At 62.2% G+C, this 19,546-nt stretch carries 19 protein-coding genes; 15 read left to right on the top strand and 4 right to left on the bottom strand.

Annotated elements, in window-relative coordinates; genetic code table 11:
* Window positions 1-27 precede the first annotated feature (27 nt).
* The gene (locus tag CK501_RS06695) at window positions 28-1,269 is read left to right on the top strand and encodes a lipoprotein-releasing ABC transporter permease subunit (RefSeq protein ID WP_095616966.1); all 1,242 of its coding nucleotides are present in this window, start codon (window positions 28-30) and stop codon (window positions 1,267-1,269) included.
* The gene (locus CK501_RS06690; protein ID WP_095616965.1) at window positions 1,262-1,951 is read left to right on the top strand and encodes an ABC transporter ATP-binding protein; all 690 of its coding nucleotides are present in this window, start codon (window positions 1,262-1,264) and stop codon (window positions 1,949-1,951) included. Before CK501_RS06695 ends, CK501_RS06690 begins: the two co-directional genes overlap by 8 nt.
* Here CK501_RS06690 and CK501_RS06685 read toward each other — a convergent pair.
* The gene (locus tag CK501_RS06685; protein WP_095616964.1) at window positions 1,932-2,465 is read right to left on the bottom strand and encodes a DUF2062 domain-containing protein; all 534 of its coding nucleotides are present in this window, start codon (window positions 2,463-2,465) and stop codon (window positions 1,932-1,934) included. The two genes, CK501_RS06690 and CK501_RS06685, sit on opposite strands and share 20 nt — an antisense overlap.
* A gap of 53 nt (window positions 2,466-2,518) precedes the next feature.
* Here CK501_RS06685 and CK501_RS06680 point away from each other — a divergent pair, with 53 nt between their 5' ends.
* The 12 genes from CK501_RS06680 to prpD all read left to right on the top strand — a co-directional run bounded on the left by CK501_RS06680 (window position 2,519) and on the right by prpD (window position 14,784).
* Window positions 2,519-4,588, top strand: coding sequence for a ComEC/Rec2 family competence protein (locus tag CK501_RS06680; RefSeq protein ID WP_158223071.1), 2,070 nt, complete (start codon window positions 2,519-2,521; stop codon window positions 4,586-4,588).
* 36 nt (window positions 4,589-4,624) lie between these two features.
* The gene (locus CK501_RS06675) at window positions 4,625-5,260 is read left to right on the top strand and encodes a MotA/TolQ/ExbB proton channel family protein (protein WP_077531465.1); all 636 of its coding nucleotides are present in this window, start codon (window positions 4,625-4,627) and stop codon (window positions 5,258-5,260) included.
* Window positions 5,257-5,685, top strand: coding sequence for an ExbD/TolR family protein (locus tag CK501_RS06670; protein WP_095616962.1), 429 nt, complete (start codon window positions 5,257-5,259; stop codon window positions 5,683-5,685). The genes CK501_RS06675 and CK501_RS06670 overlap by 4 nt, the downstream gene beginning before the upstream one ends.
* Window positions 5,675-7,435 (top strand): lipid A export permease/ATP-binding protein MsbA, encoded by a 1,761-nt coding sequence (gene msbA / locus CK501_RS06665; protein ID WP_095616961.1) that lies wholly within the window; start codon window positions 5,675-5,677, stop codon window positions 7,433-7,435. The genes CK501_RS06670 and msbA overlap by 11 nt, the downstream gene beginning before the upstream one ends.
* A gap of 17 nt (window positions 7,436-7,452) precedes the next feature.
* Complete coding sequence (gene lpxK / locus CK501_RS06660; RefSeq protein WP_095616960.1) at window positions 7,453-8,478, top strand: tetraacyldisaccharide 4'-kinase; 1,026 nt, start codon at window positions 7,453-7,455, stop codon at window positions 8,476-8,478.
* Window positions 8,471-8,662: a Trm112 family protein gene (locus tag CK501_RS06655; RefSeq protein ID WP_077531461.1), complete on the top strand. Its 192-nt coding sequence runs from the start codon at window positions 8,471-8,473 to the stop codon at window positions 8,660-8,662. The genes lpxK and CK501_RS06655 overlap by 8 nt, the downstream gene beginning before the upstream one ends.
* 11 nt (window positions 8,663-8,673) lie before the next feature.
* Window positions 8,674-9,456 (top strand): 3-deoxy-manno-octulosonate cytidylyltransferase, encoded by a 783-nt coding sequence (gene kdsB, locus CK501_RS06650; protein WP_095616959.1) that lies wholly within the window; start codon window positions 8,674-8,676, stop codon window positions 9,454-9,456.
* A 6-nt stretch (window positions 9,457-9,462) separates the two neighbouring features.
* Complete coding sequence (locus tag CK501_RS06645; RefSeq protein ID WP_095616958.1) at window positions 9,463-9,948, top strand: low molecular weight protein-tyrosine-phosphatase; 486 nt, start codon at window positions 9,463-9,465, stop codon at window positions 9,946-9,948.
* The gene (gene murB / locus CK501_RS06640; protein ID WP_095616957.1) at window positions 9,945-10,982 is read left to right on the top strand and encodes a UDP-N-acetylmuramate dehydrogenase; all 1,038 of its coding nucleotides are present in this window, start codon (window positions 9,945-9,947) and stop codon (window positions 10,980-10,982) included. Before CK501_RS06645 ends, murB begins: the two co-directional genes overlap by 4 nt.
* Before the next feature lie 78 nt (window positions 10,983-11,060).
* Complete coding sequence (gene prpB, locus CK501_RS06635) at window positions 11,061-11,942, top strand: methylisocitrate lyase (protein WP_095616956.1); 882 nt, start codon at window positions 11,061-11,063, stop codon at window positions 11,940-11,942.
* Between the two features lie 37 nt (window positions 11,943-11,979).
* Window positions 11,980-13,104 (top strand): bifunctional 2-methylcitrate synthase/citrate synthase, encoded by a 1,125-nt coding sequence (gene prpC, locus CK501_RS06630; protein ID WP_095616955.1) that lies wholly within the window; start codon window positions 11,980-11,982, stop codon window positions 13,102-13,104.
* A 192-nt stretch (window positions 13,105-13,296) separates the two neighbouring features.
* Window positions 13,297-14,784 carry a 2-methylcitrate dehydratase gene (gene prpD, locus CK501_RS06625; protein ID WP_095616954.1) on the top strand — a complete coding sequence of 496 codons (1,488 nt, stop codon included), beginning with the start codon at window positions 13,297-13,299 and terminating at the stop codon, window positions 14,782-14,784.
* An 81-nt stretch (window positions 14,785-14,865) separates the two neighbouring features.
* Here the strand turns inward: prpD and CK501_RS06620 are convergent, their stop codons facing one another.
* From CK501_RS06620 to tviB, 3 genes are all read right to left on the bottom strand, one after another.
* Window positions 14,866-15,558: a PEP-CTERM sorting domain-containing protein gene (locus tag CK501_RS06620; RefSeq protein WP_198949418.1), complete on the bottom strand. Its 693-nt coding sequence runs from the start codon at window positions 15,556-15,558 to the stop codon at window positions 14,866-14,868.
* Window positions 15,559-15,790: 232 nt separating this feature from the next.
* A complete protein-coding gene (locus CK501_RS16870) occupies window positions 15,791-16,444 on the bottom strand; it encodes a PEP-CTERM sorting domain-containing protein (RefSeq protein ID WP_095616952.1) in 654 nt (217 codons plus the stop codon).
* A gap of 162 nt (window positions 16,445-16,606) precedes the next feature.
* Entirely contained in the window at window positions 16,607-17,887 is a 1,281-nt protein-coding gene (gene tviB, locus CK501_RS06610; RefSeq protein ID WP_095616951.1) for a Vi polysaccharide biosynthesis UDP-N-acetylglucosamine C-6 dehydrogenase TviB, read from the bottom strand.
* Between the two features lie 216 nt (window positions 17,888-18,103).
* On the opposite strand from tviB, the gene CK501_RS06605 reads away from it, so the two are divergent.
* Window positions 18,104-19,525: a TIGR03013 family XrtA/PEP-CTERM system glycosyltransferase gene (locus tag CK501_RS06605; protein ID WP_095616950.1), complete on the top strand. Its 1,422-nt coding sequence runs from the start codon at window positions 18,104-18,106 to the stop codon at window positions 19,523-19,525.
* Window positions 19,526-19,546: the final 21 nt, after the last annotated feature.

Genomic DNA, 19,546 nt, shown 5'->3' with positions numbered 1-19,546 from the left:
CCTGCCCAAGGATTCCGGTAACCATCTATGTTCAGACCCCTTTCCGTATTCATCGGCCTGCGCTACACCGCCGCCAAACGACGCAACCACTTCATTTCCTTCATCTCCCTGGTCTCAATGCTGGGCCTGATCCTCGGGGTCATGGTGCTGATCACCGTGCTGTCGGTGATGAACGGCTTTGACCGGGAACTGCGGGAACGCATTCTCGGCATGGTGCCGCACGCGGTGGTCGAGAGCCCTGAGGGCATGGAGGACTGGCGCGATGTGGCCCGGGTCGCCGAATCCAATCCCATGGTGACGGGCGTGGCGCCCTTTTCACGGGCTGAAGGCATGCTCACGGGCCGGGGCGAGGTGCAGGGAGCACTGATCAACGGCGTTGACCCTGAGCACGAACCCGATGTCTCGATCATCCAGAAACACATGAACAACGGCAGTCTGTCGGACCTGCAGGCGGGCGAGTTCGGCATCATCCTGGGCGAGGCGCTGGCGCGGCGCCTGGGGATCCGCATGGGGGACAGGGTGACCGTGGTGCTGCCGGAGGCGTCCGTCTCCCCGGCGGGTGTGCTGCCCCGGATGAAGCGGTTCACCCTGGTGGGCACCTTCAGCGTCGGGGCGGAGCTCGACAGCAGCTACACGCTGGTCCACTACAAGGATGCCGGCAAACTGCTCCGCCTCGGGGACAAGGCCCAGGGCGTGCGGATCCAGGTGGAGGAGCTTTTCCAGGCTCCGCGTGTGGCCAATCAGATCGCGCAGTCGCTGCCGGGCGGCTACCGGACCATGAACTGGACCCAGACGCACGGCAATCTGTTCCAGGCGATCCAGATGGAGAAGACCATGATCGGCCTGCTGCTGATGTTCATCGTGGCGGTGGCCGCCTTCAATATTGTGTCGGCGCTGGTCATGGTGGTGACGGACAAGAAGGCGGATATTGCCATTCTCCGGACCATGGGCATGACACCGGCCGGCATCATGGCGGTGTTCATCATCCAGGGGGGTGTGATCGGCGTGGGCGGCACCCTCATCGGCACCGGCCTGGGTGTGCTGCTCGCGTTGAACATCAGCAGCGTCATCGAGTGGATCGAGAGCGTTCTGAGCATGCAATTCCTCAGCGCCGATGTGTACTTCATCAGCTACCTGCCGTCTGAGCTCCAGCTCAATGATGTGCTCATTGTGGGCGGCGCGGGCCTGGCCATGAGCCTGCTTGCAACCATCTACCCGGCGTGGCGCGCTTCCCGGGTCCAGCCAGCGGAGGCCCTGCGATATGAGTGAGACACCGATCATCCAGTGCCGTGACCTGGCCAAGACCTACCGCGAAGGGCGCGACACCCTGCGCGTGTTCTCGGACGTGAACCTGAGCGTTGCTCCCGGCGAGACCCTGGCCATTGTGGGCAGTTCCGGCTCCGGCAAGACCACGCTACTCAACATGCTGGGTGGGCTCGATCGGCCCAGCGAGGGGGCGGTCTGGATCGACGGCGAGGACATCCATGGCATGCGCGAGCGTGAACGCTGCCGCTTCCGCAACCGCACCCTGGGGTTCGTCTACCAGTTCCATCACCTGCTGGCGGAGTTCAGTGCGCTGGACAACGTGGCGCTTCCGGCGGCGCTGGGGCGTTACAGTCCCCGCCAGGCGAGGGCGAAGGCCCGGGATCTGCTGGAGGGGGTCGGCCTGGGTGAACGCCTGAAGCACAAGCCCTCGGAACTTTCCGGTGGCGAGCGCCAGCGGGTTGCGATCGCCAGGGCGCTGGTCAACGACCCGCGCTGTGTCCTGATGGACGAGCCCACGGGCAATCTGGATGACGATACCGGCGAACGGATCCAGGGGCTGATGCGTGAGCTCAACGAGCAGCTTGATTCCGCCTTCGTGGTGGTCACCCATGACCTGGAGTTGGCGCAGGGGATGGGGCGCGTTTTACGCCTGGATCATGGCGGGCTCAGTGAGGCCCATTCCTGAGGCGGCGTTCGTGCTGGCGCTGATGCCAGCGCTGGCGCACGCGCCGCCGCCATAACTGCTGGATGGCAAAATAGGCGCTCAGGGAAAAGACCACGCCCAGGATCAGGGACCCGATGTACAGCGGCACACCCACCTCGATCAGGCGGCTGCTGATCCACTCCCAGCTGAGCTGGAACTGCTCGGCCTCCCCGGGTCGCCCGAGCACCAGCACACCGACGGCGTAACCGGCGTAGAGCAGTGGCCCCATGGTCAGTGGGTTGCTGATCCAGAGGGTAATCAGGGTCAGTGGCAGGTTGGCATTGAACCAGATGGCCGTCATGGCGGCCGGCAGACTCTGGAACGGCATGGGCACCATGCACCAGAACACGCCGAGCAGGATGGCCCTGGACACCGAGTGGCGGTTGATGTGCCACAGGTTGGGTTCGTGCAGGACGTTGCCGAGCAGCTTCAGGGCACGGAACCGGCGGAGCTGATCCGGGTGAGGGATGAGGCGCTTGAAGAAACGTCTGTCCATGAGTGAAGCTCACCTCATCCGAACGAAAACACGGTATGACAGGGAAGGGTGTTATGCGCGCAGGGATGCTGGCGCTGACAGTGGTGCTTATCCTACTGGAATGGCCGGGGGTACAGCCACCCGCCGAGCTAAAGGCATGGACGGAGCCGGTTACCGTTAAGGGCTATGTCTGTGAACCGGCCCGCCCTACCAGCGGCGGTAACCTGGCTTTTGTGGTCTGTACCGACGGTGGAGATAGACAGCTGCCTGCCCGGATCAGAGCCACGCTGGACGGTGAGGATTCCCGCCATCGGATCAGTGGCGGCGTGGTGCTTGAGGCTCGCCTGGATCCGCCGCGCGCCCCGCTCAACGCCGGTGGTGGCGGATTTGAACAGTGGCTCTGGCGCGAGCGCATTGGCGCCGTTGCCAGGGTCCGCAGCATGGAACCGGCCCCGGAATTCTGTGACCTCGCCTGCCACTACCATTCAGCCCGCATTGCGCTGATCCACCGCCTCAATCGTCACGGGGAGCGCCTGCGTAACCCGGAGTTGGTGGAGGCACTGCTCTTCGGCAGCCGCGCGGGCCTCAGGGAAGAGCACTGGGCCCGCCTCGATGCCACGGGGACCCAACACCTGGTGGCCATTTCCGGCCTGCACGTGGGGCTGGTGGCCGCCATTGCTGGCGCGGGTCTGGGGGTGCCCATCACCCGGATGAATCATCGACGACCTGCCGCAGGGCGGTTCGCTGCGTTTGCGCTCGTGGGGTTGGTGACGACCGGCTACGCGCTGCTCGCCGGACTGACGGTGCCGACCCAGCGCGCGTTGGTGATGGTGGCAGTGGCGGGCTGGATGCTGGCTTCCGGGCGCCAGTGGCGGCTCTGGGACGGCTGGCTGATGGCGCTGATGGTGGTGGTGATGCTGGAGCCGCGGGCCCTGTGGGGACCGGGTTTCTGGCTGTCCTTCGGCGCCGTGGCCTGCCTCATACTGGGCCTGGGCGCCCGCTTCCGGTCACCTGGCGCCATGAGGGGACTGGTGCTTGCCCAGTTCGCCGTGGTGGCCGGGCTCGCACCGCTCCTGCTGTGGCACGGAATGGCGCCGTCCGGCATTGCCTTTGCCGTGAACCTGGCTGCCATTCCCTGGCTTTCCGTGGTGGTGATGCCGGTGATTCTGGTCGCCGCCCCCTTGTTGCTGCTCCATCCGGCGTCTGCCAGCTGGGTCGTTCCGGGGGTGGATATGGCGGTCACCGTGCTGTGGTCATTCCTGGGCTGGGCCCAGCAGTGGGCCTTCGAACTGCCCGTGCCCGCTTCCGGCACCGCATTGGTAGGTGCCGGTATTGTCCTGTGTTCGATGTTGCCGGTGGGCTGGCCCTACCGCCTGCTGGCGGTCGCTGTTCTGGGCCTGGTTCCCCTAGCTGAGCATTCGGAGCCGGCAGCCTCCGGGTACGCTCATCATGAGCTTAGGGTTGCGGATGGCGTGGGCGGTCCGGTGGTCCTGATCCGGGATGGGTCGCGCACGGTGCTGTTTGATGGGCGTGAGCCCGGTTCGCGGACCCGGGCGATGACCCGTGACCGCATTGGCGCCTGGCTGGATACTCTGGGAGTCAGCGTGATCGATCAACTGGTTCTGGGGGATCCGGGCATGGATCCGCAGCGCCACTGGGCCTCCCCGAGGCTCCCGGATGTCCGGCGTGTTATTGAGGCGCCCGAATGCACGCTGGAGCAACACACGGGCAGGGGGCGTGTCACCCTGAGTGGGTTGGCTGCGGGTGGACAGTGCAGCCTGCTGCTGCGCAGCGGAGAACGCACGGCGTTGCTTGCCGGGCCGGTGGACCGTCGTGGGGAAAGGCGTATTCTTGGGGGACTCAGCAGGGCCCAAGAGGTTGACCTGCTGGTGGCACCCAGGGGTGGCACGGGGCGGTCCTCACAGCTTGGCTTCATCGAGGCGCTGTCGCCGTCGGTTTCGGTGCTGGCACCGCCCGATTGGTATCAGGGAGAGGCCGGGGCGCCGGCCCTTGAGCGATATGGGAAGGCGGCGACGCGGGTGCTGTTCACACCGCGCACCGGGGAACTGGGATTGCTGCCGGAAGAGGGCGGGTGGCGCGTGGAACCCGCGCGGGATTGTGGCCAGAAGGTGCGCCTGTGCTAAAGTGTCGGCGCTTGTTCAACAGCATGGAGAAGGCGTGTGCTCGAGCTTCTGAGGCCCGGCGGATTCATCATGATTCCGCTGCTGATCTGTTCCATCCTGGCGCTGGCCATCATCATTGAGCGGTTCTATGCGCTTCGGATCAGCCGTGTGGCGCCGGCGGCGACCACCAATGAGCTCTGGCGGCTGATCAAGAAAAAGGAACTGAACTCGCGCCGGCTCAAGGCGATCCAGGAATCCTCGCCCATCGGCCGGATCATGGCGGCCGGGCTGAGCAACGCCAAGCATGGCCGCGACATCATGAAGGAGAGCATCGAGCACGAGGCCTCCCAGGTGGTGCACGAGCTTGAGCGCTTCCTCAACCCGCTGGGGACGATCGCGGTCATCACGCCCCTGCTGGGTCTACTGGGTACGGTCATCGGTATGATCAAGGTGTTCTCCCAGATCCAGCTGGCCGGCGTGGGCGACCCCGGCGTTCTGGCCGGCGGCATTTCCGAGGCCCTGATCACCACGGCGGCGGGTCTGACCGTGGCCATCCCGGCGCTGATCTTCCACCGTTTCTTCATCCGCCGCGTGGACGAGATGGTCGTCAACATGGAACAGGAGGCGATCAAGCTGGTGGAGGTGGTGCACGGTGACCGTGACATCATTGTCGACGAGGGCGGTGAGCAGTGAAGTTCCGGCGTCAGTCGCAACAGGAGGTTTCGGTTAACCTCACGCCACTGATCGACGTGGTGTTCCTGCTGCTGATCTTCTTCATGGTCTCAACCACCTTCACGCGTGAGACTGAGCTCCAGATCGACCTGCCCGAGGCCGAGGGAACCGAGGCGGAGCAGGAAAACAAGCGCATTGAAGTGGAGATCAGTGCCGATGGTGTCTACTCCATCAACGGCGAACGCCTTGAGGGCGTTGAACGCCAGGCTCTGAATGAACGCATCCAGAGTGTGGCCGACGGTAATACCGAGCTTCCGTTCATCATCACCGCCGATGCCGATGCCCGCCACGAGCTGGTCGTACGCGCCATGGACGTGGCCGGCAGTCTCGGGTTCACCGGCCTGAGCATCAGCACCCAGAACAGCCCCGACGCCAATGGCGAATGACTCCGAAATCTCAGACCTGACCAACTGGCAGGTCTATAAACGACTCCTGCGGTACGCGATTCCGTTCTGGGTGGCGTTTGCCGTCGCGACCCTGGGGAATGCCATTTACGCCGGCGCCTCCACGGCCATGGCCTGGTCCATGGAGTTCGTGATCGAGGCGCTGCAGAACCCGACGCCGGAGAACCGGCGCTTCCTGCCGCTGCTGATCATCGGTGTGTTCACGATCCGGGGCGTTGGTTTCTTCCTCAGCAAGTACTACATGAACTATGTCGGGCGGAACATCGTCAATGTGATGCGCGTGCAGGTGTTCGACCACCTTATGCGGGTCCCCTCACGGTTCTATGACCAGACATCCTCCGGGCACCTGGTCTCCAAGATCACCTTCAACATTGAGCAGGTGACGGACGCCGCCACCGAGGCCGTGACCATCATCCTGCGCGAGGGGCTGACCGTCGTGGGCCTGCTCGGGTTCATGTTCTACACCAACTGGAAACTGACGCTGCTGTTCCTGGCGGTGGGGCCGTTGATCGGTTGGATCATCAGCTATGTGAGCCGGCGTTTCCGGACCATCAGCCGCCGGATCCAGTATTCCATGGGGGACGTGACCCATGTTTCTTCGGAAGCGATCACCGGTTACCGGGTGGTGCGCACCTTCGGCGGCGCGGAGAGGGAGTCCAGCCGCTTCCGCAAGGTCAGCTGGGATAACCTGCGCCAGAGCCTGAAGATGGCCAAAACCCAGGCCATCAGTACGCCCGTGGTCCAGGTGCTGGTGTCACTGGCGATCGGTGCCCTGATCTGGGTGGCGCTGTCGCCGGAATTTCAGGACACCATGACCACCGGCCAGTTCGTTGCCTTCATTACCGCCGCCTCCACCATGGCCAAGCCGGTGCGCCAGCTGACGTCGGTCCACGCCAAGATCCAGAAGGGGATCGCGGCGTCCCAGAGTATTTTCGAAAGCATCGACTACCCCGAGGAAGAGGACACCGGGACCCGGGATCCGGGCCGCGTGGATGGCCGCATCGATTTCCAGGATCTGTGGTTCCATTACCAGGAGCAGTACGAATACGTGCTCAAGGGGATCAACCTGAACGTGGCGGCGGGGGAGACCCTGGCGCTGGTGGGCCGCTCGGGCAGCGGCAAGTCCACCCTGGTGAGCCTGATCCCGCGGTTCTACGAGCTGACGGATGGGGATATCCGGATCGACGATGTCTCCGTAAGGGACTTCAAACTCGAAGCACTGCGGCGCCAGATCGCGCTGGTGACCCAGAGCGTGGTCCTGTTCAACGATACCGTGGCCAATAACATTGCCTATGGTGAGATGAGCGGCGCCAGCCGGGATGTCGTGCGGGAGGCGGCACGCAAGGCCCATGCGCTGTCGTTCATCGAGGATCTGCCCCAGGGTTTTGACACCATGGTCGGGGATAATGGTGTCCTGCTGTCCGGTGGTCAGCGCCAGCGCCTGGCGATCGCCCGGGCCCTGATCAAGGATGCCCCGATCCTGATCCTGGACGAGGCCACCTCCGCGCTGGATACCGAGTCCGAGCGTCATATCCAGGAGGCGCTGGAAGAGGTCATGGCCGGGCGGACCACGCTGGTGATTGCCCATCGTCTTTCGACCATCGAATCCGCGGATCGGATCGCGGTCATGGACGGTGGGCGTCTAGTGGAGATCGGCAGCCACCGCGAGCTGATTGAGCATGACGGGGCCTACGCGGCGCTGCACCGCCTCCAGTTCTCAGACGACGCCTGAGCACAGGGCCGCGGACTATGGGGGATACGCTGGAACGCCTCTGGTATACGGATAGACGCCCCCTGGGATGGCTTGCACCGCTGGCGTGGCTTTACGGCTGGCTGGTGAACCGGCGCCGCAGGGCTTACCGGAATGGGCGGCGCCCTGTCCATCATTCCCCGTTACCGGTACTGGTTGTCGGCAACATCACGGTTGGCGGTACCGGCAAATCCCCCTTCACGGCCTGGCTGGTAAGCCATCTGAAAGCGCAGGGGTGGCGCCCGGTCATCCTCAGCCGGGGCTATGGCGCCAGGCCGGATCACTATCCCTGTGCCGTGGGCCCCGACTCGGACCCCGCGGCCTGTGGTGATGAGCCGGTGATGCTGGCACAGCAGACCGGTGTCCTGGTTCTCGTGGATCCCAGACGCGCCCGCTCCGCAGCGTATGCGGAACATGAAAAGCTGGGGGATGTGCTGGTCTGTGATGACGGCCTGCAGCACTACGCCCTGGCGAGGACCCTGGAGTTCTGCATTTTCGATGGCGCCCGGGGTATCGGCAACGGGGCACTGATGCCGGTGGGCCCGCTGCGTGAACCGCTGGAACGGGTACGGTCGGTGGATTTCTGCCTGACCACGGGCCAACCGGAGCACGCTACGTTCCGGGGCGGGTTGCCGGGCGCTAAGCAGTGCTACGCAGTGACCCTGGTGCCAACAGTGCTGCGCAACCTGAACAGCGGTGAGACCCGGGACCTGGAATGGCTCAGCGGGCGCGTCGTGAACGCGGTCGCCGGGATAGGGAACCCCGCGCGTTTCTTTGATACGCTTAACGGCCTCGGTGCCCGGGTCATTCCCCATCCGTTCGACGACCACCATCGTTTCCGCGCGGATGACCTGGACTTTCCACATGGACCGGTCGTGATGACCGCCAAGGATGGCGTAAAATGCCGCGCAATCGCCGGTGACGATGTCTGGGTCCTGGACGTGATCGCCAGGCCGGACGCCGCACTGGTGGCCGAACTGGATCAACAGCTTGAACAGCCGGGGAAGGACAGAACCCATGGATAAACGCCAGATCGCACTTCTTGCCTGCCCTGTGTGCCACGGCAAGCTCATCTACGACGCCGAGGCGCAGGAACTCATCTGCCGCAATGATGCCATGGCGTTCCCCATCCGTGAGGGCATCCCCGTAATGCTGCCCGAGGAAGCCCGCACCCTGACCACTGACGAACGGCTTACGCCGGTACGCTGAGCGGATCCCCCATGGCCTTCACTGTCGTCATCCCCGCCCGTTACGCCTCCAGCCGCCTGCCGGGCAAGCCCCTGGCGGACATCGGTGGCCGGCCCATGATCCAGCACGTCTGGGACCGGGCCGCGGAAAGCGGAGCGGGCAGGGTGATCATTGCTACCGACTCCGAGCGCATTGGTGAGGCGGTCCGGGGCTTTGGTGGCGAGGCCGTCATGACCCGGAATGATCATCCCTCGGGCACGGATCGCCTGCAGGAGGTGGCCACCACACTGGGACTGGAGGACGATGCGATCGTCGTCAATGTCCAGGGGGATGAGCCGCTGCTGCCCGCCGGGCTGATCAACCAGGTGGCCGGGCTGCTCGAGGGCGCCCCGGATGCCGCTATCGCCACCCTCTGTGAGCCCATCAGGGACCCGAAGGAACTCTTCAATCCCAATGCCGTGAAAGTGGTCATGGATGAAGCCGGGCGGGCGCTCTATTTCTCCCGAGCGCCCATTCCCTGGGACCGGGAGACCTTCGAGGACCAGCGCCGCATGGAACGGGTGCCGGAGACAGCCGGCTGGTACCGCCACATCGGCCTCTATGCCTACCGGGTCAGCCTGCTGCACCAGTTCGTGGGCTGGCAGCCGGCGCCGCTGGAACGCGCGGAATCCCTGGAGCAGCTGCGGGCGCTCTGGCACGGCGCGCGGATCCAGGTGGGCATTGCTGAACAGACCCCGCCGGCAGGGGTGGATACCGAAGCGGACCTGGAACGGGTCCGTGCACGCCTTGCCGGCCCATCACCCCATCAGGAGTGACGCACTATGACACAACCGGTTTCCATTCTGTTTGTGTGCCTCGGCAATATCTGCCGCTCACCCACGGCCCAGGGCGTGTTTGCAAAGCAGCTGCAGGAGGCCGGGCTGCAGGACCGTATCCGGATCGATTCCGCAGGCACAGGACACTGGCATGTGGGTAAATCCCCGGATCCCCGGGCCACCGACGCCGCCCGCCAGCGCGGCATTGACCTGACGGACCAGCGGGCACGCCAGGTCTCGCTGGAGGATTTCTACACCTTTGACCACATCCTGGCGATGGACCTTGCCAACCACGGGGATCTGCGTGCCATGGCGCCGCCCAATGCGGATGCGTCGGTGGAGCTGTTTCTCAGCTACGCCCGCCATGCGGACACCCAGGAGGTCCCCGATCCTTACTATGGTGGGGAATCCGGCTTTGCGCGGGTTCTGGACCTGATCACGGATGCGGGCGAGGGTCTGCTTGCCGAGTTGCGTACGCGGCATGGCCTATGAACCAGGGGGTTCTTGAACAGGGGGTCGACCTTCAGCCATGCAATACCCTGCGGCTGCCGGGTCACGCCCAGTGGTTCGCCCACATCGTGGACCCGGAGGTTCTTCCGGAGCTGCTGGAGTGGGCGGACGCCCAGAGGCTGCCGGTTCAGGTCCTGGGCGGCGGCAGCAACGTGGTGCTGCGCTCGGATATCAATGGCGTGGTGCTCGGCATGGCCATCCATGAACGCCAGTGGCAGGTTCTTGATGATGACCAGGCCATCCTGAGTCTGGGGGCCGGTGAGAACTGGGATTCGGTGGTCCGTTACGCCGCCGCCATAGGGTATCGTGGGCTTGAGAACCTGGCCCTGATACCGGGAACCGTGGGAGCGGCGCCCATCCAGAACATCGGGGCCTATGGCCGGGAACTGAGCGATGTGTTCGAAAGCCTCGACGCCTGGGACCGGCGGGAAGGGCGCTTCCGGACCCTGGGACCGGAAGCGTGCGAGTTCGGCTACCGGGACAGCCTGTTCAAGCGGGACCCCGAGCGCTTCATCATTGTGCGCGTACGGGTGCGCCTGTCGCGCTCGGCGGCGTTCCGGTTGGATTACGGCGAGCTTGCGCGGGAAGTTGCGGATTATGACGACCCGCAGCAGGAGCTGACGCCGGAGGCCATCGCCGACCTTGTCAGTCGCATCCGCCTGGCGAAACTACCGGATCCTGCTGTACTGCCCAATGCCGGCAGTTTCTTCAAGAACCCGGTGGTGGATCAGGCCACAGGTGATGCGTTGAAGCAGCGGTTTCCGGAACTGGTGGCCCATCCGGATCCCGCCGGGGTCAAACTGGCGGCCGGATGGCTGATTGAGCAGTGCGGCTGGAAAGGGCACCGGGAGGCGCACGTCGGGGTGCATTCGAAACAGGCTCTGGTCCTGATCCATCATGGCAATGGGTCCGGGGCGGAACTGCTGGCGCTGGCCGAGCGCATCCGGGAGGACGTGCGGGCGCGTTTTGGCGTGGCGCTGGAAATTGAGCCAAGGCTGATCGGCAACGCAGGGTGATTGACAGTTGTGCGCTGAGTCACGAGTATTCCGTGCTGACAGCCCCATTTACAGAGATCCGACACGACAGGTGCTCTCATGACAGATTCCCGTTCCCCCGGTAAGCGTTTCCGCGATGCGCTGACCGACCAGCCGCTGCAGATCGTCGGCACCATCAATGCCTACACCGCCATCATGGCCGAGAAGAGCGGCCACAGGGCCATCTATCTTTCCGGCGGTGGCGTCGCCAACGCCTCCTTCGGCCTGCCGGATCTGGGCATGACCACCATGAACGACGTGGTCGAGGATGCACGCCGCATCACGGCCGCATCGAACATCCCGCTGCTTGTGGATATCGACACGGGCTGGGGCGGGGCACTCAACATCGCCCGCACCATCCGCGAGATGGAGCGCGCCGGGGTGGCCGCTGTGCACATTGAGGATCAGGTGGCCCAGAAGCGCTGCGGTCACCGGCCGAACAAGGAGATCGTCTCAAAGGACGAGATGGTTGACCGGGTAAAGGCTGCGGCCGATGCCCGGCAGGATCCGGATTTCTTCATCATCGCCCGTACTGACGCGTTCGCCCAGGAAGGTCGCGATGCCGCGATTGACCGCGCCCAGGCCTGCGTGGAGGCCGGAGCGGATGCCATCTTCGCGGAAGCGGTGGCGGATCTTGAGGACTACCGGGCCTTTGTCGAGGAGCTGGATGTGCCTGTTCTGGCCAACATCACCGAGTTCGGCAAGACGCCGCTGTTCAATCGGCAGGAACTGGCGGATGTGGGCGTAGGCATGGTGCTGTACCCGCTCAGCGCCTTCCGGGCCATGAACCAGGCCGCGCTCAACGTGTACCAGCACATTCTCAACGACGGCGACCAGAAGGCCGTTGTGGACCAGATGCAGACCCGTGACGAGCTCTATGACTTCCTCGACTATCACGAATTCGAGGCCAAGCTCGACGAACTTTTTGCGCAGAAAAACTAGCAGCAACAAAAAGCATGACAGGTGAGAGGAAAGAACCATGAGCGATAAACCACAAGGTGGCGCTGGCCTGCGTGGCCAGGTAGCAGGGGAGACCGCACTCTGCACCGTCGGCAAGACCGGTACTGGCCTTACGTACCGCGGCTACGACATCACTGATCTGGCCAACAATGCCCAGTTCGAGGAAGTGGCGCACCTGCTGATCCACGGTCATCTGCCCAACCAGCGGGAACTTGAAGCCTACAGAAAGCGCCTGGCGGGCAAGCGTCACCTGCCGGATGCCCTTAAAGAGGTGCTGGAGCGGATTCCGGCGGACGCTCACCCCATGGATGTGATGCGCACCGGCTGCTCCATGCTGGGCAACCTCGAGACCGAACAGAGCTTTGACGAGCAGGATGACCACATCGACCGCATGCTCGCGGCACTCCCCGCCGTCATCTGTTACTGGTACCGCTACAGCCACGACGGCGTGCGCATCGACACCGACCTGGACGACGACACCATCGGCTCCCACTTCCTGCACATGCTACACGGGCGTAAGCCCAGCCAGCTGCACGCCGATGTGATGAACGTCTCGCTCATCCTCTACGCCGAGCACGAGTTCAACGCATCCACCTTCACCGCCAGGGTATGCGCCTCCACGCTTTCGGACATTCACTCCTGCGTCACCGGCGCCATCGGCAGCCTGCGCGGCCCGCTCCACGGCGGTGCCAATGAAGCTGCTATGGAAATGATCGAAGGCTTCAACGACCCGGATGACGCCGAGGAGAAACTCCTCGGGATGCTGGAGCGCAAGGACAAGATCATGGGCTTTGGTCATGCCGTGTACCGCGATGCCGACCCGCGTAACGCCATCATCAAGAAATGGTCCCACGCACTGGCCGAGGATTACGGCGACACCAGCCTCTACGACATCTCCGAGCGGTGCGAAGAGGTCATGTGGCGCGAGAAGAAGCTGTTCCCGAATGCGGACTTCTTCCACGCCTCCGCGTACTTCTTCATGAACATCCCGACCAAGCTGTTCACGCCCATCTTCCTGATGTCGCGTGTTTCAGGCTGGACGGCCCACGTGAAGGAGCAGCGCGCCAACAACCGCATCATCCGCCCGAGCGCCGACTACACCGGCCCTGAGCACCAGGAGTGGCTGCCGATCGACGAGCGGTAAAAACGCTGGACCTTACGTCCACTTCCGAGGGAAGTGGTCGGGGACCTCTCACCGGGAAACTCGGTCGCCATGGATGGCGACCGCGTAGCGTCCAGGGATGGATTCATAGCGGTTCCCGGGGAGAGGTCCCCGAGCGCTTCCTGCAATGAATCAGCAATCTGGTTTTATCAGGACCTCCATAAAGGAATCACTATGAGCGCCAACGTAGAATCCAACGTCCGCCCGGACTACGACGAGATCATCCAGAAAATCGCGGACTACGTCCTCGACTACAACATCAAGAGCAAGGAAGCCCTGGACACCGCCCGTAACTGCCTGATGGACACCCTCGGCTGCGGTCTGCTGGCCCTGCGTTTCCCCGAGTGCACCAAGCACCTCGGCCCCATCGTTGAAGGCACCCAGGTCCCCAACGGCGCGCGCGTGCCCGGAACCCCCTTCCGCCTGGACCCGGTCAAGGCCGCCTGGGACATCGGCTGCATCATCCGCTGGCTCGACTACAACGACACCTGGCTCGCCGCCGAATGGGGTCACCCGTCCGACAACCTTGGCGGCATCCTGGCCATCGCCGATCACCTCTCACAGAAGCGTGTTGCTGAAGGCAAGGACCCGCTGACCATGCGCGACGTGATCGAGGGCATGATCATGGCCCACGAGATCCAGGGCGTGCTGGCACTGGAGAACTCGTTCAACCGCGTTGGCCTTGACCACGTGGTTCTGGTGAAGGTCGCCTCCACAGCGGTGACCGCCAAGCTCATGGGCTGCAATCGCGAAGAAATCATGGCCGCGCTCTCCCACGCCTGGGTTGATGGCCAGTCCCTGCGCACCTACCGCCACGCCCCCAACGCGGGCTCCCGCAAGTCCTGGGCGGCCGGTGATGCCACCTCCCGCGCCGTACGGCTGGCCGATATCGCCAAGCGTGGTGAAATGGGCATTCCGGGCGCCCTGAGCGCGCCGCAGTGGGGCTTCTACGACGTGCTGTTCAGCAAGACCAACCGCGACCAGCAGGTCAAACCGGAAGGGGAGCGCCAGTTCAAGCTGCCGCAGGATTTCGGCAGCTACGTGATGGAGAACGTCCTGTTCAAGATCTCCTTCCCGGCCGAATTCCACGCCCAGACCGCTGCCGAAGCGGCCGTCACACTGCATCCGCAGGTTAAGGACCGGCTGGATGAGATCGACCGGATCGTAATCACCACCCACGAATCCGCGATCCGCATCATCTCCAAGCAAGGCAACCTGGCCAATGCCGCGGACCGGGACCACTGCCTGCAGTACATGACCGCCGTGCCGCTGATCTTCGGCAACCTGACGGCCGAGCACTACGAGGACGACTTCCACGCCAACAACCCCATCATCGACGAGATCCGGGGCAAGATGGAAGTGCAGGAAGACGAGCGTTATACCCGCGAGTACCTGGAAGAGGATAAGCGCTCCATCGCCAACGCGATCCAGGTCTTCTTCAAGGACGGGTCCAGCACCGAGAACGTGGCCGTGGAATACCCGATCGGGCACCGCCGCCGCCGGAAAGACGGTATTCCGCTGCTGGAGCAGAAGTTCCGCAACAACCTGGCGACCCGCTTTACCCAGAAGCGCTCCGAACAGATCTTCAGCCTGTGCAAGGACCAGAAGACGCTGGAGAAGACGCCGGTGAACGAGTTCATGGACCTGTTTGAAGGGTGTTAAATGAACTGACGGTAATCCGGTATTCATAAAAAACGGCGCCCCTCGGGGCGCCGTTTTTATTTCTTGTCACCGGAAAAGGTATCAAGAGCGGCGACGATAGCTCAGGCCAAGACCCGCCAAGCCAAGCCCGAACAGGGCCAGGGTGCCGGGCTCCGGGACCTTGGAAGCGGTTACCTTGATGATCATGTCATCGTGGTTGTCGTCGTCAGAGTGGCCGACGTCCGTACCCCCGTCCTCGCTGCCACCTCCATCATCCAAGCCCAGAAGGATGGCACCATTGCCGTCCTGGTAGCTGAAGAAGTTATAGGGCTTGCCGTGGGAATTAAGAGTCGGCCCCGAATCGTTCTGCTCGTTCGTGATTGACCCGATATTGCTCCCGGTATAGGCGTGAATGGATTGGAAAAAGAGGTCCAATGTGCCGGTACCGCCTGAATAGATCGTTGAGAACTGATCACCAACAGAGCTCGAAGCGGTATTGAAGATCTCATTGCCTTCGAACCAGAACGAATTGTTGTAACCCGCATCTTTAAACAGGTAGGTGAACGTCAGCACGAAGTCATCGTTGGACGTGGATACCACCTTCCGCCCCTGATCCACGACGGAACCATCCTGCAGCTCTGCGGTTGGTGAAACGTAATCATTGTCGGAATCGCTTAAAGCAAACGACCCCGTGGAATTGAGATCGTCGTCTGCTGTGCCAATAAAGGAAGCCTGGGCGCCTCCGGCGAGTGCCAGGCCACATGCCAGTGCCAGTGATTTCTTGGTAAACGTCATTGTCATTACTCCTCCTATTGAGTAATTCGTTCTAATGCACACGAGGGTGGTAGCAATAGATGTGCCATCCATGTACATACCTGTTTTTAAGCGATTAAAGTGCAATCACAAAAAGGCATCTGGCCCAATCTGTAAAAGTTACCGACACTTAATTTTGTGGGAAGCATCACAGGGCAGGTTGAGGCAGGAAAGAACGGTGCCCTTGAGGGCACCGTTGACCAAACAGGTCAGTCTATGAGCGGCGGCGGTAGCCAAGCCCAAGGCCAGCCAGGCCGAGTCCGAGCAGCGCGAGGGTGCCGGGTTCCGGGACCTTGGTAGCAGTCACCTTGATGATCATATCATCGTGGTTGTCGTCCGGGCCCGCACCTGTGTCATCCAGACCGAGCAGAATGAAACCATCTCCCTGATAGGTGAAGAAGTCATAGGCTACCAGACTGTCGTTATCCGCGTTGTTCAGGCTGTTAACCAGCGTGTTGCTGTAGTTGCGGGTCTGGAACGCGAAATCAAGGGCATTGAGGCCACCGTCATAGATGAAGGACTGTGAATCTCCGTAGCTGTTGGTGCCAGTCTCGAAAAGCTTGGATCCCTGGTACCAGAAGGAGTTCGTCCAGCCGGCTTCCTTGAACAGGTAGGTGAAGGTCAGACGGAACTTGTCAGCTGAGGTGGAGACCACCTTGCGGCCCTGCTCGACAACGTCGCCGGCATCAATCAGGGAACCACTCTGGTTCACGTAATCATTCTTACCTTTGTCATAGGTGTTGCTTCCGTCATCAACCTGAAATGTATCCGGGTTGTTGGCGTCTTCAAGGCCGATATAGCTGCCATGGGCTGCTACTGAAAGAGCAAGACCACAGGCGATTGCGAGAGCTGATTGGGTGAATTTCATTGTCGTACTCCTCCAGTTGAGTATCAGACATTACGTCCACCCGGAGTTATGCAGTATTTGGCCCCAAATCATTAATTAGTTGTGCTATCAAAGCGTTCCGGTTCCGGAGCGGAACCGGAAAATGCCGAAGTGTAAAGAATTCTGACAACCCGGTGATGCGCTTCAGAGTCGACCGTCGACGGATTCCTTGGGCAGTGCGTACTTAACATCAAACAGTATGGAGCCGGCAGGCTTACCCAGGGCTCGCAGCTTCTCCGCACCGAGCGCTACAAAGTCCCGATGACCCACCGCGAGGATCATGGCGTCGTAATGCCCCTCGGCAGGGTTCTTAACCAGTTCGATGCCGTATTCCTCCCGGACTTCGTCCGCGTCCGCCCAGGGGTCCCACACGTCAACGTTGGCATGGTAGTCTTGGAATTCGTGGACCAGGTCGATGGCGCGGGTATTACGGATGTCGGGGCAGTTCTCCTTGAACGTCAGCCCCATGATCAGGACATTGGAATCCACCACCTGGATGCGGCTACGGGTCATCATCTTGATCACGCGTTCGGCCACCTCGGCCCCCATACGGTCATTGAGACGCCGGCCGGAGAGGATCATCTCCGGGTGGTATCCGACAGCCTGGGCCTTGTGGGTCAGGTAATAGGGGTCCACACCGATGCAGTGGCCACCCACCAGCCCGGGGCGGAAGGGCAGGAAGTTCCACTTGGTCCCGGCGGCCTGGAGAACCTCCTCGGTATCGATTCCCAGGCGCTCAAAAATCAGGGACAGTTCATTGACCAGGGCAATGTTCACATCACGCTGGGTATTCTCAATGACCTTGGCGGCTTCGGCCACGCGGATGGAACTGGCCAGATGGGTGCCCGCCGTAATAACCGAGGCGTACAGGTCATCAACAAAGCGCGCTGTCTCGGGCGTGGAGCCGGATGTGACCTTGAGAATGCTGGTGACCCGGTGTTCCTTGTCGCCCGGGTTGATCCGTTCGGGGCTGTAGCCGGCGAAGAAATCCTGGTTGAAGGTCAGGCCGGATTCGGCTTCCAGGATGGGAATGCAGATTTCCTCGGTGGCGCCGGGGTAGACCGTGGACTCGTAGATCACGGTGTCCCCCTTGCTGAGAACCTTTGCGACAGATCGGGAAGCAGCCCTCAGAGGCCCGAAATCGGGGGTTTTGAAGGCGTCGATCGGTGTGGGGACGGTTACGATGTAGACATTGCAGTCACGGATGCTTTCCAGTTCAGAGGAGAACCGGAGCTGCTCCGAGGCCGCCAGCTCCTCGGGTTCCACCTCACGTGTGTCATCGAACCCATCCTGGAGCTGGCCAATTCGCTGGCTGTCGATGTCAAAACCGGCGGTCGGATACTGCCTGCCGAATTCCACTGCCAGAGGCAGTCCCACGTAACCAAGCCCGATGATCCCGATCCGAACGTCCTGAACGGTTGCCATGTTGCTGCTGTCCCTCGTTGATGAAGAGCGGATATTGTGCCTCATGGTGACTGGGTTGACGAGACAGTGAGAAAAACCTCAAAACCAGAAGCGTTACAAATTGAAATTGATTTAATCCAGTGTAGACTGAGATCAGTTGAGCAGGGCTTCAGGCCCGGTGGCACAGGGTGTGCTGCCAGCTGTCCCGCTCTGTGACGGCGCAAGGAAGGAGATGCTGTGGCGCACGTCCGTCTGTTTCGACATTACCTTCATGTCCCATTCCTGATTCTGGGGCTGCTTGATTTTCTGGCTCTGGTGCTCGCCCTTTACCTGGCGGTGTTCTTCCGCTATTTCGGCGATCCCGCCATGCTGGCCGAGTACTGGACCTATGTCCTGCCTTCGGCCGTTGCCTTCGGGCTTGTGAACCTGGTTGTCATGGTCGCGCTTGCGGTTCACCAGGCAAAGCTTGAGGAAGGCCTTACCGGCATGATGCTCCGGACCATCATGACCCTGATCCTCAGCCTGCCACTTTCCTACGTCCTGGCGTTCCTGCTGCCGGACTACTTCTGGTATCTCGGGGGCGAAGGGGTCGTGACGTCCGCCTCCGTTTTCGGCTTCCTGATGCTGGGTATCGTCCGCAGCCTGTTCTTCCGCCTGATCGGAGCGAACCGTTTCCGTCGCCGGGTCCTGATGCTGGGGGCAGGGCAGCGGGCTTACCAGATGGAGCAGGAGCTGCAGTCTCCCATGAACCGCAAGGGCTTCGTGTTGGTTGGATTCCTGCCTGCGAATGAGGACTCAGTGCAGGTGGATGAGGATCGGCTGTGTCGTCAACAGAAAGGCGAGGATCTGCCTGCCCTGGTTGACCGCCTGCGGATTGACGAGATCGTGATTGCGGTGGATGACCGGCGTCACGGTGGGCTCCCGATGGAGGGGCTCCTGGAGTGCCGCATGCGTGGGGTACGGATCATTGAGGGGGCCAGCTTCTATGAACGGGAGACCCGCAAGGTGGCGCTGGAGATGATCACCTCCGGCTGGCTGGTGTTCTCGGAAGGGTTCTCACTATCCGCCATTTCGCGATGGAGTAAACGCCTGATCGATCTCTCTGCCTCTCTGGTCCTGCTGGCGCTTACATGGCCGCTCATGCTTCTGACGGTGATTGCGATCAAGCTGGAGGACGGCCTGAAAGCGCCGGTGCTCTACAGCCAGGAGCGTGTTGGGCTGAACGGTCGGATCTTCCGGGTCCACAAGTTTCGCTCCATGGGCACTGATGCGGAGAAGGGCGGCGCCGTCTGGGCCCAGAAGGACGATGACCGGATCACGCGGGTTGGCCGTGTCATCCGTAAAGTCCGTATCGACGAGCTGCCACAGATCTTCAACGTCCTCAAGGGCGAGATGGCCTTTGTGGGGCCCCGGCCGGAGCGCCCGTTCTTTGTTGACCAGCTTTCGGCAAGTATCCCGTTCTACAGTGAACGTCACCGGGTCAAACCCGGTCTGACAGGCTGGGCGCAGCTTTGCTTCGCCTATGCGGACAGCGAGGAGGACACCCGGGAGAAACTCCGGTATGACCTCTATTACATCAAGAATCAGAGCCTGCTTCTCGACATCCTGACAATGGTGCAGACAGTGGAAGTGGTGCTTTTCAAGAAAGGAGCGCAATAATGCGGACTGCGCAATCTGTAA

It is taken from the genome of Halovibrio salipaludis (assembly GCF_002286965.1).
In the GTDB taxonomy this organism is placed as follows: domain Bacteria; phylum Pseudomonadota; class Gammaproteobacteria; order Pseudomonadales; family Oleiphilaceae; genus Halospina; species Halospina salipaludis.
The sequence above is the reverse complement of the archived record's forward strand: the minus strand, read 5'-3'. Positions and strand labels throughout refer to the sequence as shown.